At 58.7% G+C, this 14,395-nt stretch carries 18 protein-coding genes; 1 reads left to right on the forward strand and 17 read right to left on the reverse strand.

Annotated features, from left to right (window positions below; genetic code table 11):
- Positions 1-95: 95 nt before the first annotated feature.
- The 16 genes from ACOYW2_RS13230 to ACOYW2_RS13305 form a co-directional block, all read right to left on the reverse strand.
- Positions 96-2,228, reverse strand: coding sequence for a hypothetical protein (locus ACOYW2_RS13230; protein ID WP_482770716.1), 2,133 nt, complete (start codon positions 2,226-2,228; stop codon positions 96-98).
- Positions 2,229-2,313: 85 nt separating this feature from the next.
- Positions 2,314-2,673, reverse strand: coding sequence for a hypothetical protein (locus ACOYW2_RS13235; RefSeq protein WP_482415940.1), 360 nt, complete (start codon positions 2,671-2,673; stop codon positions 2,314-2,316).
- Between the two features lie 80 nt (positions 2,674-2,753).
- The gene (locus tag ACOYW2_RS13240) at positions 2,754-3,020 is read right to left on the reverse strand and encodes a RebB family R body protein (RefSeq protein WP_218951047.1); all 267 of its coding nucleotides are present in this window, start codon (positions 3,018-3,020) and stop codon (positions 2,754-2,756) included.
- 78 nt (positions 3,021-3,098) lie between these two features.
- Positions 3,099-3,326: a RebB family R body protein gene (locus ACOYW2_RS13245; RefSeq protein WP_092210098.1), complete on the reverse strand. Its 228-nt coding sequence runs from the start codon at positions 3,324-3,326 to the stop codon at positions 3,099-3,101.
- A 152-nt stretch (positions 3,327-3,478) separates the two neighbouring features.
- Positions 3,479-3,706, reverse strand: coding sequence for a RebB family R body protein (locus ACOYW2_RS13250; RefSeq protein WP_092210099.1), 228 nt, complete (start codon positions 3,704-3,706; stop codon positions 3,479-3,481).
- A 27-nt stretch (positions 3,707-3,733) separates the two neighbouring features.
- The gene (locus tag ACOYW2_RS13255) at positions 3,734-3,958 is read right to left on the reverse strand and encodes a RebB family R body protein (RefSeq protein WP_180141838.1); all 225 of its coding nucleotides are present in this window, start codon (positions 3,956-3,958) and stop codon (positions 3,734-3,736) included.
- Between the two features lie 113 nt (positions 3,959-4,071).
- Positions 4,072-4,299 (reverse strand): RebB family R body protein, encoded by a 228-nt coding sequence (locus tag ACOYW2_RS13260; protein WP_180141840.1) that lies wholly within the window; start codon positions 4,297-4,299, stop codon positions 4,072-4,074.
- A gap of 170 nt (positions 4,300-4,469) precedes the next feature.
- Positions 4,470-4,694: a RebB family R body protein gene (locus tag ACOYW2_RS13265; protein ID WP_482415939.1), complete on the reverse strand. Its 225-nt coding sequence runs from the start codon at positions 4,692-4,694 to the stop codon at positions 4,470-4,472.
- Positions 4,695-4,758: 64 nt separating this feature from the next.
- Entirely contained in the window at positions 4,759-5,211 is a 453-nt protein-coding gene (locus tag ACOYW2_RS13270) for a hypothetical protein (RefSeq protein ID WP_482415938.1), read from the reverse strand.
- A 24-nt stretch (positions 5,212-5,235) separates the two neighbouring features.
- The gene (locus tag ACOYW2_RS13275) at positions 5,236-5,589 is read right to left on the reverse strand and encodes a hypothetical protein (protein WP_482415937.1); all 354 of its coding nucleotides are present in this window, start codon (positions 5,587-5,589) and stop codon (positions 5,236-5,238) included.
- A gap of 19 nt (positions 5,590-5,608) precedes the next feature.
- The gene (locus ACOYW2_RS13280) at positions 5,609-5,824 is read right to left on the reverse strand and encodes a RebB family R body protein (RefSeq protein ID WP_180141848.1); all 216 of its coding nucleotides are present in this window, start codon (positions 5,822-5,824) and stop codon (positions 5,609-5,611) included.
- A 313-nt stretch (positions 5,825-6,137) separates the two neighbouring features.
- Entirely contained in the window at positions 6,138-6,737 is a 600-nt protein-coding gene (locus ACOYW2_RS13285; protein WP_482423725.1) for an AAA-type ATPase lid domain-containing protein, read from the reverse strand.
- Entirely contained in the window at positions 6,629-7,069 is a 441-nt protein-coding gene (locus tag ACOYW2_RS13290; RefSeq protein WP_482423316.1) for a sigma 54-interacting transcriptional regulator, read from the reverse strand. Before ACOYW2_RS13290 ends, ACOYW2_RS13285 begins: the two co-directional genes overlap by 109 nt.
- 479 nt (positions 7,070-7,548) lie before the next feature.
- Positions 7,549-8,430 carry an RluA family pseudouridine synthase gene (locus tag ACOYW2_RS13295; protein WP_482770717.1) on the reverse strand — a complete coding sequence of 294 codons (882 nt, stop codon included), beginning with the start codon at positions 8,428-8,430 and terminating at the stop codon, positions 7,549-7,551.
- Between the two features lie 74 nt (positions 8,431-8,504).
- Positions 8,505-9,650, reverse strand: a complete 1,146-nt coding sequence (locus ACOYW2_RS13300) for an endonuclease/exonuclease/phosphatase family protein (RefSeq protein ID WP_482770718.1) — start codon at positions 9,648-9,650, stop codon at positions 8,505-8,507.
- A 499-nt stretch (positions 9,651-10,149) separates the two neighbouring features.
- Entirely contained in the window at positions 10,150-12,072 is a 1,923-nt protein-coding gene (locus tag ACOYW2_RS13305) for a protein kinase family protein (protein WP_482770719.1), read from the reverse strand.
- A gap of 40 nt (positions 12,073-12,112) precedes the next feature.
- On the opposite strand from ACOYW2_RS13305, the gene ACOYW2_RS13310 reads away from it, so the two are divergent.
- Positions 12,113-12,442 carry a hypothetical protein gene (locus tag ACOYW2_RS13310; RefSeq protein WP_482770720.1) on the forward strand — a complete coding sequence of 110 codons (330 nt, stop codon included), beginning with the start codon at positions 12,113-12,115 and terminating at the stop codon, positions 12,440-12,442.
- A 393-nt stretch (positions 12,443-12,835) separates the two neighbouring features.
- Here the strand turns inward: ACOYW2_RS13310 and ACOYW2_RS13315 are convergent, their stop codons facing one another.
- Positions 12,836-14,395: a glycerol-3-phosphate dehydrogenase/oxidase gene (locus ACOYW2_RS13315; protein ID WP_482770721.1), complete on the reverse strand. Its 1,560-nt coding sequence runs from the start codon at positions 14,393-14,395 to the stop codon at positions 12,836-12,838.

The raw sequence follows: 14,395 nt of genomic DNA on the forward strand, positions 1-14,395 counted from the left end.
GGGATCCCGGCACAGGGCCTACCCGTGGCGGGTCGACTCGTCTGCTGCGGCCCGCCCGCCGCGCCCCCCCCATCAGGTGCCGAGCCGTGGCCCGACTAATAATCGTCATAAAACAGATGGCCTAGCAGCAGGTCGTCATCCAGGGGGGCTTCCCCCTCGCCTGAACGACGGGGCTCATCGGAAGGAAGAGCGGCGGCCGCGGGCAATGCCGCGGGCGGTTCGGGCTCACCGCTTTTCACCGGTTCCGGTGCCGCCAGGCTGTTGTCGCCCTTTTCAAACCGGGTGTTCAGGGCAAAATCGGCATATCGCCTGACGTTTTCATCCAGCAGGCGGGGCAGGCCCACCAGGTCGTTGTACAGCTCGTACTCCTTGGCGATGCCGATGCGCTCGGTCCCTCCCCCGCCGTCGCCCAGGACAAACTGCGACGGAATCGTCTCGACGATATGGCCCATGGGCGAGTGGGCAAGAATCGTCTGCCTCGGAGGCTCCGTGCCCCCCTTTTCCCGGGTATGGATCTCCACCGCTTTTTCGATGACCACAAGGTCCCCGCCGCGCTTTCGGCTGTCACGCCCTGCGCCGACGCCGCTCTCCACCAGAAGCAGCTCCTTGGCGATGGTCAGCTGCCGGGGGGTGATATTGAGATTCTGAATCGCCTCCCGGATGGTCCATCCGGGACGAAGATCCACGTAGATATTTTCAGTGCCGGCCATGAGGTCCAGGACCTCATCGTCAACCTGGGTGAGGGAGCCGAGCCTGAGCTTGGCGTTTTTGAAGTTGAAGATACTGGCAAGGTAAGCCGAAACCACCCGATACAGCACGGTGAGCTTGCGCCCCTTGACAGCCTCGAAGCTCTCTTTTTTCAGCACCATGGCAGGGGCGGCAAAGGCCGGGTCCCGCTCCCCGATGCGCCCCTCCAGACCGCTGTAGCAAAACCGGATCAGTCTGGCCTCTTCCAGCTCCAGGGCCAGCCGCTTGATTTTGCCGTAATTCATCAGGAGCTCGTTGCTCACATACCCGTGCAACCGTTTGAAGGGGTTCTTGATATCCTCCCATTTGCCCGCCCAGGGATTGGTCTCCATGAGCTCGTCCCGGGAGAGGCGAAGGGTGTCCATGGCCACGTGCACCACCAGCAGATCGTCCCGTTCGATAAAAACCCTGTTGTGCAGCTCATTGAAAAAGGATTTCACCGCCTCCACGTCCACGGCATCGTCCTCGGGCCCCGTGAGATCCACCCCCACCAGCCTTGACTGAAGGCCTTCCCCGGAGGCAACCCACTGATCATACAGGGAGAGGATATCCACAAGGTCCTTGGACGTGGAGCCGCTTCCCTCGGGCCGGACATCAGGCACTTTCAGCAAAAAACGCACCTGCGTTGCCGGAGAGTCCCCGTTGCCGAACCTGTGGGTTGCGTACCAGACCACCTGCATCATTTTGGCAAAGGGCCCCCTGGCAAGGCCGGTGATGAACCCCTCCACCGGAGCAAAGGCTTCCGCGTAATACCGGTCCCCTTCAATGCCCCGGGGCTTCCAGTAGTTGTCGTACACCTGGCGCCCGTTGGTTTTGACAAACCCTTCCAGGTGCTCCAGGGTATCCACGTTCTCCGGCCCCACATCAACACCGAACTGGAGACTGAAGGCCTTGAATATCACCTCTTCGGGCAGGTGCTCGATGGCCATGCCCGCATCCGCGGCCGTGATGCTCGTTCCCACATGCAGGGCCTTTTTGATGTTCCTCAGGCAATAGGCGTTGATGCTCTCGGTGAGGACAATGCGCCTTTTCGTCAGGTGACTGGCCTCGAACTTGGCCTCGTTGAAGTAGCGCTTCAGGTTCGACACGATCCCCGTTTTTTTCACGGGCCCCGTGGCCCCCGGCACCACCACAAGGTCGTCGAAGGAGTCAAAGATCCTCTGGCTGTCGTCATCCGCGCTGCGTGTGGTCGTAAACAGGCGAATCAACGCCCCCAGGGCCACGCAGTGGATCACCATCATCCGGGCCAGGTTCAGGCCCGGGGTCAGGCACACCTCTTCAACCTGCGCCTCGGCATCACCCTCTTCATCAAGGGTGTCCAGGGTTCCGGTCACGTTCTCCAGAACCCGCTGCACCAGCCCCAGGTAGCAGGTAAACACGTACCTTTCATCCGTTTTCGCCAGTTCCGTGATCGCCTCCAGATACCGCTCCGTGGGCAACTCCCGCCCGAACTGGGAATTGAAATTTCCGACTGTCTGCATGGTTGGTCCTCGTCTGTGTGGCGTCAAAAAATATCCGACAAACCCGGCGGGCACGACGTGTCCGGGCCCCGTGGCCGCTCCGGGCCTATTTCTGGAAAATTTCCTTGTAGGACTTCAAGATGGAGGCGCCGGTCAGGCCCACGCGTTCCCAGTACTCAACGGAGTTGTTCAGGTTGCCCTTGCAGTGCTCGGTAATGGGAATGTAGTCGTGATCCCTGGTTTCGATGTACTTCTGGGTGGCCACACCGATGGTGGCCGATTGAACGGTGGCCATGCTCCGCATGGTGTCCACGGAGTCCTGCACCGCAATGGCGATGGACTGGGCAATGGACTGGACAGCCTGGCCCGCCCCCTGGGTCAGAGGGGTAAAGTTCTTCTTCTCCCCTTGCAGGTTCGCGGCGATCTCCTTGTTGGCTCCGGCAATGTGAACATGTTTGTCTGTCATGTCATTTCCTTTGTTGGTCTCGGTTTGCGGTGGAGGGAACAGACATTACGACCCCAGGGTCCTTTTCAGCAGCCCACCGTTTATTTGATTAGAGAAAGAATTTTCTGACAGGTTTTTGCCACCGCCGCGGCCTCGATCTGTTTCATCCCGTACTGCGTAGAGCCTGCATTTTGCATCACCAGGCTCAGGGAGTGAGCCAGGGATTCATAGGCAACAGCCATGGCTTCATCGGAGGCCACCCCGATGGCGGCTACGTTGGTGCTGGTGACGGCATCCAGGACTTTGGGATCCACCTTGTTCTCATCGGAATTGCCGGCGTCGGTACCCGGTTTGTTCATCTCAGCCATTGAACCCCCTCATCGGTTGGCGACTGAAAACACCGGCCTCCGGGATGAAGGCCGGTGAATTCAGCGCTTCAGTGGTGCTTACTTGGGATTGATCATCTTGGTGATCGCCACGGTGGTGGCGGTCTGATGCGTCACATTGGCCTGCTGCTGCGCGTAAACCGCGTTGGCGGCGGCCATGGCAACGGAGTTGCCGATGGTCTGGTAAAGGCTGCCCATGGCCATGGCCGGTGCTTCGGAAAGAACCTTCACGTTGGTCTGAGTCACGGCATCGGTGACGGCCGGGCTGAGTTCGGGAAGTTGTGCCATTTGCTTGCACTCCTTGTCTTAATGGTGTTGGTATTCTGCCTTGGTGCCCCCTTAAAAGGAGGCATCGCTCGCCGACGCGGCGACAGGGCCCACGGATACCACACAGAGGTGAAACGATGCCCTTGCCTTAAAGAAGGCGATGAGGCCGAGCACTACTTGCTGTTGATCATCTTATCCAGGCTGACGGTGGTGGCCGTCTGGTAGGTCACGTTGGCCTGCTGCTGGGCGTAAACCGCGTTGGCGGCAGCCATGGCCACGGAGTTGCCGATGGTCTGGTACAGGCTGCCAAGGGCCATGGCGGGAGACTCGGAAAGAACCTTGACGTTGGTCTGGGTCACGGCATCCGTGACGGCGGGGCTAAGTTCGGGAAGTTGAGCCATTTGTTACCTCCTGTTGGGTCCTGCTTGTTAACCGTTAACCAGCTTGGTGATGGCAACCGTGGTTGCCGTTTGGTAAGTCACGTTGGCCTGCTGTTGAGCATACACGGCGTTGGCTGCAGCCATGGCCACGGAGTTGCCGATGGTCTGGTACAGGCTGCCAAGGGCCATGGCAGGAGACTCGGAAAGGACCTTGACGTTGGTCTGGGTGACTGCGTCGGTTACGGCAGGGCTGATTTCGGCGAGTTGCGGCATGTTAACCTCCTAATGGTTTTGGGTTGTCAGGCATGAAACCTGGTAACGACGTCACCGGTGGCTGTGGACCGACCCGGCAACGGTAACCGGCGGCTGCGCTTACACCGCCCGGATTATTGACCGTTAAGCATCCTGGTCAGCCCGATGGTCGTGGCCGTCTGATACGTGACGTTGGCCTGCTGCTGGGCATACACCGAGTTGGCGGCCGACATGGCAACGGAGTTGCCGATGGTTTGATACAGGCTGCCCAGGGCCATGGCCGGGGACTCACCCAACACGCTGACGTTGCTCTGGGTCACCGCATCAGTCACCGCAGGCGTCAACTCTGGTAATTGAGGCATTCTCATCTCCTTTCGTCTTAAGGGTTAACGGAACGTTTTACACCCACCACACGGACCGGTAAAAAACCGAGCCAGGGCCCACGATGCGATATAAAGACATCCGATCAGCCCGTCCCTTGGGGACGCTTGCCGGCTTCGGGCTGACCCCGGGCCCCTTGCCCAGTGCATCATCAATCTTCCATCAATTTTTTCACGGCCAAGGTAGTGGCTGCCTGAAACGTGACGTTGGCCTGCTGCTGGGCATACACCGCGTTGGCAGCAGCCATCGCCACAGAGTTACCGATGGTCTGGTAAAGACTGCCGAGGGCCATGGCTGGGGATTCACCCAACACACTCAAGTTCGATTCCGTGACAGCATCCGTGATCGCTGGGCTGACTTCCTGCAGTTGAGCCATTGTCTTCTCCTTTTTAGATTAATGAGTCATCGGGTAAACGCGTTACTGTTCCTGCCACACCACATCATGACTCCGGGGCCGGGTCATCGGAAGAAGCCGGTGCCTCCGGGGCCGGATTCGCCTGAAATTCAGGGTGCATCTTTTTCAGCATCTCATTGCTTTTCTGTGTCAACGATTCCAACTGCTTTGTCGCGTTCTTCAGCATGGCGTCTGCGTGCTTGAACTGTTCATTGACCTGCTCCGACGTCTGGGACGACATCTTCATGAACGCATTGACCTGGCTTGCTGCGGGACCGCCCTCCTCCCCTTCCGCATCGGAACCGTCCGGCTGGGAAAAGATCACGTTGTTGATCTTCATCAACTTGTCGATCTCTTTGGTTTTGTCCTCCAGGAACTGATTGTTCATCTTCACCATCTCGCTCAACGAGGAGGTGTAGTTTTTCAGAAACGAGCTGTAGTTTTTCTTAAAGGAGCCAAAATCCTGGTGAGTAAACTTGAATGCATTCTCATCTGACATGTCCTTGCTCCCCCTGACCCGTGGTTAGAAAATTTTCTTGTAGGATTCTAGAATCTCGGCCCCTTTTTTCCCGATGGTCTCCCAGTACGTCACGGAATCATTCATGACGGCCTGGCACTGCTTGATGACGGGAATGTACTCCGGGTCCTTTGTTTCGACGAACTTCTGGGTGGCGACCCCCAGGGCAGTGGATTGAACAAGGGCGATGTTCCGCATGGTGTCCCCTGCATCCTGCACGGCAATGGCAACGGATTGAGATACCGACTGAACGGATTGCCCCGCCCCGTTTGATAAAGGCGATTTGTCAAATGCCCCCCCCTTGACCGAGGTGGCGATCTCCTTATTTGCATCGGCAAGACTCTTTATCTTGTTTGACATTTTTCATCTTTGCGGTGCGTTATGAACGAAGCATTTTAATGACATTCTCAACGGTCGCTGTTTGGTGGACAATGCAGGACTGCTGTTGTGAATTCACGGCGTTCATGGACGCCATGGCGATGTTGAATCCCTGGGTCTGGTACTGGCTGGCCAGAGACATTGCCGGGGAAGACCCGACAACAAGCGAATTGATCTGTGAAACCGCATCCGTTACAGCCTGGCTGAAATCCGACATGAGAGCCTCCCTCTGAGATGAACCGTTCATGGTCGTTGCCGTGTTGCGGGCCGAAGCGCATAGCTCCGCCCCGTACGTTACAACCCCCTAATTTTTCGGATTAATCCTGAGAACGAGTATCCATGTAGCAACCTTCGTGCCAACACCATTTGATGCGATTCGACGATTTTTCTTCCCCCCCATGCCAAAAAAAATGGCCGGATGCGTCCATCGCCCACAAAGGGACTGGACACTTCCGGCCATCGCATTGCCATCGCGACAAAACACGCGATACGTTCAACCATTTAGATTCACCGACGATCGTCTCCGGCGATCAGACGCCGTTACACAGCTTGACCTTCCGCTCGATATATTTACGATGAACACCCAGGAACCGCGCGGCCTGGCTCTTGTTCCCCTCGGCCCTCACAAGGGCTCTGCGCACCAGGGCGGTTTCCATGCGTTCCACCTTGTCCTCGCAGGTGAGGTCAATCACCTGGTCGGCCATGCTGTCGAAGGTCTCATCCAGGGAAAGCCCCTGCTGATGGGCAAAGGCTGCCACGCTTTTTTCCGTAATGGGTTTTTCGTCTGAGAGAAGGGAAATCTTTTCAATGGTGTTCTTCAACTGCCTGATGTTTCCCGGCCAGTCCAGGGCCATCATCGCCCGGAGCGCGCCCTCGGTAAAGTCCACGTTCTGCTCCACGCGACGCAGAAAAAACCTCACCAGTTCGGGGATATCCTGGCGCCGCTCCCGCAGGGAAGGCACCTCCAGGTTCAGGACATTCAGGCGGTAGTACAGATCTTCGCGAAACCTGCGATGCTTGATCATCGTCTCAAGATCCGCGTGGGTTGCCGCGATGATCCGCCCCTCAAAAGGGAGGTTGACGGCCCCCCCCAGTGGCCGATACGACCTGGCCTCGATGACACGCAGCAGCTTGGCCTGCTGCGGAAGCGGGAGTTCCCCGATCTCATCGAGGACGTACTGCCGGTGATGGAGAGATACCCCTGGTGCTTTCCCGTCGCCCCTGTAAACATCCCTTTTTCGTGGCCGAACAGCAGGGTTTCAACCAGCGTCTCCGGTATGGCGGCGCAGTTGATGTCCACAAAGGGGAGGCGAGGATCCCCCCGCATATGATGGATCACGGACGCGATAACCTCCTTCCCGCAGCCCGTCGGCCCGGTGATCAATACCGGCAGTGAGGAAGGAGCAATTCTGCAGACCATATCCATGACGTGCTCCATCTTTGCCGAACTGCCGATCACCATGGCATCTCGTACAACCTCCTGATTGACTTTCAAGTCCATAGACAAAGGCCCTTTATATAAGCATGACACAGCTAGTTTATCAGTTCAGGCGGCCTCGCAAGACTCGTATAAATGCCTGCAGACATACAGCTTGTTAAGGGGCTTTTTCTGAAAAATCACCGTCGTGTCCATCCGGGAAATTCCAGCACCATTTTCACTGTCTGCCCCCACAACCAAACCATTGAAAATGAAGGTAAAACAAACATGCTCACGACACAAAAAAGGTTTTCACGGATTGATGCGCTGCCCACAACTTATCGCGAAAGGCATACAGACGGGTCTAATCAACTGATATCAAGGGAGAATACCTCACAGCTCTCCCACAAAGCCAGGCAACCCCGGGACACTACGTGCACTTTTGGTATACATATTCCGTGCCACCGCACATCACAGGTGGAGCACGGCAGGCCCCCGGGGCCTGCCGTCCACTAGTACAGGGCTTAACGAAACAGCGACAGATTGGCGGTTCTGAATATGGGATCCGGCAGGGTCTCTTCCGTGGTGAAAGCGACCTGTCGTTGGAGGAAGGGACACAGAAAGGAGAGGTGTACGGCGGCCAGGCGAAGACCGAAACGGTTCTTGTTCCCTTTGCCGTAGCGGGGATCACCCATGACAGGGTGACCGATCATATCGAAATGGCGGCGAATCTGGTGCATGCGCCCGGTGTGCAGGCGCACAAGGGCCGTCGAGGTTCCGGCATCGGGGTCAACGCCTTCCACGACGAATTCCGTTTTGGCCTCTTTGCCTTCGATGGGTTCGTCAATAAAGCGGCTCTCCCCGGCGTCCTTGATCTCCCCGAGGAGTTCGGCACGGTAGATTTTCTGGATCCTGCCTTCCCGAAATAGGGAGGAGAGGGCTGCCGCGCTTTTTCTCCCGTGGGCAAGGATCACCAGCCCGGCGGTTTCGCGGTCGAGCCGATGCACGGGGTGAATATGGCGGACCCCGGCAAAATGCAGCTCTGCTTTTCTCTCAAGGGAAAAATGATCGCCGTAGAGGGTTCCCTGGGTAAGGAGCCCGGCAGGCTTGAACCAGACGCTGTAGTGCTCCCCGTCCTTCAGGCACCAGGCCTCGGGAGCCGTGGCGGTGAGGAGGGCCTCGTCATAATAGATTTCCAGGGTCTGGCCGGGCTGAACCGTGCGTTTGGCATGACGAATGCGACGCCTCTTTTTCCCCTGGCGCAGCCAGACAGCCCCCTGTTTCATGGCCAGTTTCACCCGCCCCCGGGAGAGCCCGGTGGCGGCGGCCAGACAGGCCCCTGCTTCGACCGCATCGCCGGTAACCGTTTCACGATGCTGCCATTTCTTTCCTCGACTCACGTCCATACTATCCATCCCGCACACTATTTCACGCAAAAAACGATAACCCCAATGCCCTATTGCCTATTACCTGCAACCTATTACCTGTTTACCTGTTTCACCTGCCCCGCCCTGTCCACCACCAATTCCGGGCTCCGGTGGTAGCCGATGCGTACACCGGAAAGGCAGACAAAGGTCTCGTCGGGCGGACGCGCCACCCCTTTGACCGTGTACACGCGAATGGAGCGGCCCTTGCCGTAGTGAAGCCAGCCGCCATGATACAGGCCGCAGACCTCGGCCACCACCTCATTGACCCGGGAGGCGTCGCTCAGGTTCACGCCGTCGTCCACGGTGAGCAGGTGAGCCCCTGTGTCAGCCTTGCCCCGCACCTCCAGGTCGGTAAGGGACGTAATCTCACGAAGGCCGTAATAATCCTTTAAGCGCGTCACCGTCATATCGACGATCCACCCCGTTTCCAGGGCCTTCCCGGCCTTGTAGAGATAGATGGCCCGGCCCTTCGGAGACTTGACCACGGCGTTTGAACCCGCCTTGTATAGCACAACAACACCCCGGAGGCGATAGTTGGACGAACCGGCGGGCAGATTGTACAGATCCGCCACCGAGACGTCGGTGGGGAGCCGTTTTGGGGAAGGTTCACGGGAGATGATCTCGGGCTTGTGAACGGGCCTAAAGGCGCTGAGGCGAAACTCCGCGTAAACGGGAAGGTGATCGGAATACCCTCGGCCCTGGTGCCTGCCCCGCCCTCTGTCTCCGCGCTGCCAGCGAAAGATCTCGCCGTTTTTCATAAGATGATTCGGGGCGTAGCGATGAAAAGAGCCGTCCACATAGCTGATCCCGTTGCCATCGTAGAGGGCGGCGGGCAGAAGGATGTGATCGAGGCTCCCTTTCCTGCCGTGGTAGATGTAGCTCCACCTGTTCTCCGGAGACAGCTCCATCCAGAGGTCGTAATGCTTCCCCCGCCCTTTTTTCAGGCCCTCTTCCGAGACCATGGCGTCGTTAAAAACGGTTCCCAACAGGTGGTTGATGCCGGTTTTTCCGTGGGTGTCGTTGAGGCGGGGTTCTTCCGGGAATCGCTGCCACTCGTTGTAGTGGGCATTGAAATCCCCGGCAAGGATGTAATCGGTGCCCGAAGGCAACGTGGCGATATCGGCTGCCAGGGCTCGGGCGTAGAGCATGCGCTGGCTCTCCGGCCCCTGTTTGGACTTCCAGTGGTTGGCATACACCACCACCGGTGTCCCCAGTACATCCAGGGTGACCCGCAGCTCTGCCTGGCTCGGGGATGATGTCCCGAACCTCGGACACGGGAAAACAGGAGAGCACCGCACAGCGTACGATGGAGGGATGCGTTGCCACAACGCCGTGGGCCAGGGGGTGGCCCGCGTTTAAAAGCTCCCGCTGGAGGCGCGCCAGGGCCTTGGGCGACTCTATCTCGGAGAGCACGGCCACATCGGCCCCTGCACCGGCCAGCACCGACGCGATATTGGCGTATTTTACCCGGGCCGTGGCTTCATTCCAGCCCATGGCCGCACCTGGAGTGTAGTCGGGGTATTCGCTGCCGCTCAAGGTAAGATCAAACAGATTTTCAACATTGTAGGAGACAAGGCGAAATCCTGCCGCCACCGGGGCGGATGCGCCCAACAGAATAACAAGGAGCCCGGCCAGGAGCCGGACAGTTGTCACAACCTTGCGAACCATGGAACTCCTGAATAATGAGATATCGTTGACTCAGTAGGCGACAGGAACGGTTTTCTCGCAGTCAAGGGTCCGCTCCAGGGTTTCATCGGCCACATCCTGACTGGCCTCAAACCCCTCGGCCCCGCTCAGCTCTCCCCAGACCCGGGTGTACATGGAGTAACAGACGGTATGAAACATGGCATGAATCAGGTGTTGTGCCGATACCTTCATGCCCTCTTCGTTGAATCCATCGGAAAAACGGGCGATCCCTTCGTAGCGGACCTTGAACCCGTGGAGTAACCTGAGAAAACGAACCGCTTCGGCCACCCGGCTGCGGTGGGTCTCCGAGGTGATGTTTTTCGCCTTCCAGGAGGCGATAAGGCGATGAATCTGATCGCTGCTGGCCCGCTTGAGGGTATCGGTGTTCTTCTCCCCTTGAAAAAAGGTCTGGGCCTCCACGAGCTGGTCCACCCGCGCTTCAAGGCCCATCTTGCAGAAGTCGATCTCTGTTTTGAGGACCTTCTGGTTTTTGCGAAGCACGATGACCTGAAACTCCGAGAGCGTCTCCCGATGCTCGGCGATCTTCTCTTCAAACTCTTCCAGGGCCTTCTTGAAATAGATGCGACTCACGTATTCGTAGACCGAAGGGCCGGAGTCGTCATCGGCCACGGTGAGGATCCGGAGCACCTCGGGGATCAGCTGGGCCGACTCCTCGAACAGGTCTTTGCCCGTCACCACCTTGAATATCAGGGCCGCGGTGGCATACCAGTCCTGAAGCCTCAGGATCCGGGCCACCTCGCCAAAGTGTTCGCGAATTACATCGTTTCCGAAGAGATTGCTCGGGGTGGCGTACTTTGGGGTCCCCCCCAGAAGGGGCTGCTCAATGCGGCCCTTTTCCCCCATGGAGAGATAGGCGGCGGTCTCCACATCGATGATGCCGACCTTGAACTCCGTGGGGCTGGTGAGAAAGGTGGGGTAGTTTTCCGGGTCCCCCGCGATGAGCAGGTTGTCCGGCTTGATGTCCCGGATGGCGATATAGCGCTTGTTGAGACCGGCCAGAAGATCCAGCAGGTTCGTCACGATGCTGCCGATCATGGCCCGGCTCTTGACCGTGTTCTTCTCGAACAGGTAGCCGTGGATCATCTTCCGGTAATCGGTGATGGGCTCTGTGTGCTCAGCCATGGCCAGGGTGGCCCGGCTGTTGAGTTCATCCATGAAGGCGGCGGACAGGTTCTGGTCCGTGGTGGGAATGTTCCGGCCCGCAAGGAACTGGATAAACCAGGACCGGACACTGAAAATCGGCAGGGAAGAGCTGATCCCGAACTGCACGAGCAGGCGGTTGACCTCATCCTCGAAAAAGTCGAACACCGCGGAGATCTTTCCGCAGGCCGAGGCCCGGTCCTTGCCGTATCGCCCTTCGAAATCATTGAGGTCCCACAAGATGTGCGGATGCCCCACGATCTCTTCCTCAATGGAAGCGCGTGAAATATGGATATCATCCAGCACCCGGCTCAGGAAATAGTACCGGGACAGGTCCATGAAAAAGGCAAAGGAGGGGCCGATCATGAGATGTTTCTGGAAGGCCGTGTTGCCGGAGAGGCGCCCCACGTGCCCCTTTTCGATCTCGGTGGCCGACAGGGAGGGGGTGCGGTTCGGGGCCAGAAGCTCCATGATCACCGACACGTTGGGTACCACACACTCGGTGGGGGCAAGGCGGGCCGCAAGGGAGTTGCCGTACACCAGCTCTTTGATGTAGACGTTGAAATCCGTGAGGGGTTTGGGGGGAATCTTCACCACGATGTAGCGGTCGTAGATCACGAACCATGTGTGGCTCCTGTGGGTCCCGGCCTCGCCCAAAGGGCCGATGGTGAGCCTGCGCGTATGCCACTCTCCGTCTTTGAGGACCCCCAGCGGGGGCATCCAGGGCCAAGGCGGCCCGCTGACCTTCCACGGGCTCAAACCGACAGGGGGCATCGTTTCCCGCCCCCACCTGGGCCCGGTAGATCTCCAGGAAGTGCTTGACCACATCCTCTTCCACGTAACGATACTCGATCTCCGCGGCCTCATCGTGGCCCGATTCGGAGACCGCCTTATCGGCAAACCCTTTCCTTCTGCCCCTTTTCCCCGGCTTGATGGACACAACCGCCCAGAGGCTCAGGAGAACAAGGGCCGCCACCAGGAACAGGGCCATGCCCTCCTCCGTAACCGGGGCGTCGTTGTATATGAACAGGACAAAAAACGTGAGGGATTCGGCAACGGCACGAAGCCAGTGGTCTGCCACTCGCCAAAGGTGGTCTGTCTTCTCAGGGAAAAAAGAGACGGCGACAGCAACAAGAACAAATAGAAAAAGGATCCTTTTAAAGGATTTCATGGTGGTGTCCGCACTGAGGTGTAGGAGAAGTAATCGAACCGTCGCACTGAAGGCGACAAAACCAGCGCTGTCCCCTTATTCGTTGGCCCATCGCACGAAACTGACCGACATCGGATGCATCGCCTTAAAAAATCTCTGATTTTCTACGATGCCGTCATGCCTTGATATGCTCTGGAACCCGTGCCTGACGCAACCAACCGGCACCTCCCTTATGTAACAGAATCCCCCAAAGGCAGCAACCCATTGACTTGAAATACGTTTGAAATGAAAGGAAAGGAGGAGGGGGTGTTGTACCCCGGCCAGGTCTCTGTACCGGGGCCACAACACGATCTATGGGAAAAGATTAAGGAAAAGGCGGCAGCCCGGTCACCGGGCATCGGCGGGCCGCGGGCTGTAGCAACGGGTCCACACCGCCTCGTAAGCCTCGGCCTCCCGCGCCCAGCGCTCATCGTCCCACTTCAACGGCTGTTGAACCACCTCCCGGATGGTCTCCATGAGGTCCAGCCCCCCGTTTTTCATGATCAACCCCATCCGCACCCGCCGAAGCAGAAGATCGTCAAGGTGGCACACCGACTCATGCTCAGCCGCGTAGGCCAGCTCCGCCCAGATATAGGGCGAGTCGGCGATGGGCTCCAGCCCGTGGGGCACGTCCAGGGCGAGCAAGTCCAGAGTCCCTTTGCCGTATCGGCTCCAGAGGCGCTTGTACGTCTCCTTGTCCAGACCGTCCGGGGTGGTCCCCCTGCGTTCGGAAAAGACCGCGTCCCCCTCACCGGTGAGAGGATCTTCCCGGATAAAGGGCTGGGCCGCCTTGAGGGTATCCCAGGCCAGCCTGCGGAAGGTGGTGAGCTTGCCCCCGGTCACCGTTACCAGCCCGTGATCCACCCACACGGCGTGTTCCCGAGACTCCCGGGAGGCCTCCTTGCGGCCCTGGCTGAGCACCGGCCGCACCCCGGCAAAGGAGGTCAGGGCGTCGTCCCGCGTCACCTGGGCATCGGGGACCACGCGCTTTAAAGCGGCCAGCAGGTAATCGGCTTCGTCATCGGAGATAAAGGGCTCCAAGTTCACGTCCCCGTCGTGGTCCAGGTCCGTGGTGCCAAGAAGCACCACCCCTTCCCAGGGGATAATGAAAAGCGGTCGCTTATCCACGGGGTGAAAGAAGCTGATGGCCTGGTCCACGGGGAGGGTCTGCCTGGAGAAGACAAGGTGACTCCCGCGCAGAGGCCGAAGGTGAACCTTGGACTCCGGTGACGGGTGCAGGGTCTCGGCCCAGACCCCGGTGGCGTTGACAACGGCCGGAGCCGCTACCTCCCAGATCTTGCCGGTGGCCACGTCCCGCAGAGATACCCCGCGCACGGCCCCTTTCTCGTCCCGCAGGACGGTCTGGGCCTCGGTGTAGTTCAGGGCGCGCCCCCCCTGGCGCGTGCCCTCGCCGATGAGCCGAAGCACCAGCCGGGCGTCGTCCACCTGGGCGTCCATGAACAGGTACCCCCCTTTGAGCTTGCCGGTGTTGATCCCCGGAACCAGCTCCTGCACCTTGCTGCTGCGAAGATACCGGTGGCGAAACTTCCCCGCGATGATGTCGTACACGGTGAGCCCTGCTGCCATGGCCGCCCTGCCCGGCCCCGAAGACTCGTAAAGGGGCATGAGAAAGTCAACAGGCGAGACAAGCCCCTCGGCTTCGGTGAGGAGTCTCTCCCTCTCCTTTACCGACTCCAGGGTCAGCTTGAACTGGGCCTCTTTTAAGTACCGGAGCCCCCCGTGAATCAACTTGGAGGACCGGCTGGAGGTTCCCCAGGCAAAGTCTTTCTGTTCCACCAGGAGGCACCGGAGCCCGTTTCGTACTGCTTCCCGGAACACCCCCGCGCCGGTGACGCCGCCACCGACAATGATCAAATCCACCCTGTTCTCTTCCTGCTGTCGTTCCAT

The sequence above is a fragment of the Desulfoluna sp. CLI2B genome (genome assembly GCF_056847375.1).

Bases quoted from the DNA above. Each gene is read 5' to 3' on its own strand.
- ACOYW2_RS13270 (WP_482415938.1), bottom strand. From the start codon at position 5,211: ATGTCAGATGAGAATGCATTCAAGTTTACTCACCAGGATTTTGGCTCC.
- ACOYW2_RS13315 (WP_482770721.1), bottom strand. From the start codon at position 14,395: ATGGAACGACAGCAGGAAGAGAACAGGGTGGATTTGATCATTGTCGGT.
- ACOYW2_RS13305 (WP_482770719.1), bottom strand. From the start codon at position 12,072: ATGCCCCCTGTCGGTTTGAGCCCGTGGAAGGTCAGCGGGCCGCCTTGG.
- ACOYW2_RS13295 (WP_482770717.1), bottom strand. From the start codon at position 8,430: ATGGACGTGAGTCGAGGAAAGAAATGGCAGCATCGTGAAACGGTTACC.
- ACOYW2_RS13255 (WP_180141838.1), bottom strand. From the start codon at position 3,958: ATGCCGCAACTCGCCGAAATCAGCCCTGCCGTAACCGACGCAGTCACC.
- ACOYW2_RS13240 (WP_218951047.1), bottom strand. From the start codon at position 3,020: ATGGCTGAGATGAACAAACCGGGTACCGACGCCGGCAATTCCGATGAG.
- ACOYW2_RS13260 (WP_180141840.1), bottom strand. From the start codon at position 4,299: ATGCCTCAATTACCAGAGTTGACGCCTGCGGTGACTGATGCGGTGACC.
- ACOYW2_RS13235 (WP_482415940.1), bottom strand. From the start codon at position 2,673: ATGACAGACAAACATGTTCACATTGCCGGAGCCAACAAGGAGATCGCC.
- ACOYW2_RS13250 (WP_092210099.1), bottom strand. From the start codon at position 3,706: ATGGCTCAACTTCCCGAACTTAGCCCCGCCGTCACGGATGCCGTGACC.
- ACOYW2_RS13230 (WP_482770716.1), bottom strand. From the start codon at position 2,228: ATGCAGACAGTCGGAAATTTCAATTCCCAGTTCGGGCGGGAGTTGCCC.
- ACOYW2_RS13290 (WP_482423316.1), bottom strand. From the start codon at position 7,069: ATGGTGATCGGCAGTTCGGCAAAGATGGAGCACGTCATGGATATGGTC.
- ACOYW2_RS13245 (WP_092210098.1), bottom strand. From the start codon at position 3,326: ATGGCACAACTTCCCGAACTCAGCCCGGCCGTCACCGATGCCGTGACT.
- ACOYW2_RS13280 (WP_180141848.1), bottom strand. From the start codon at position 5,824: ATGTCGGATTTCAGCCAGGCTGTAACGGATGCGGTTTCACAGATCAAT.
- ACOYW2_RS13275 (WP_482415937.1), bottom strand. From the start codon at position 5,589: ATGTCAAACAAGATAAAGAGTCTTGCCGATGCAAATAAGGAGATCGCC.
- ACOYW2_RS13265 (WP_482415939.1), bottom strand. From the start codon at position 4,694: ATGGCTCAACTGCAGGAAGTCAGCCCAGCGATCACGGATGCTGTCACG.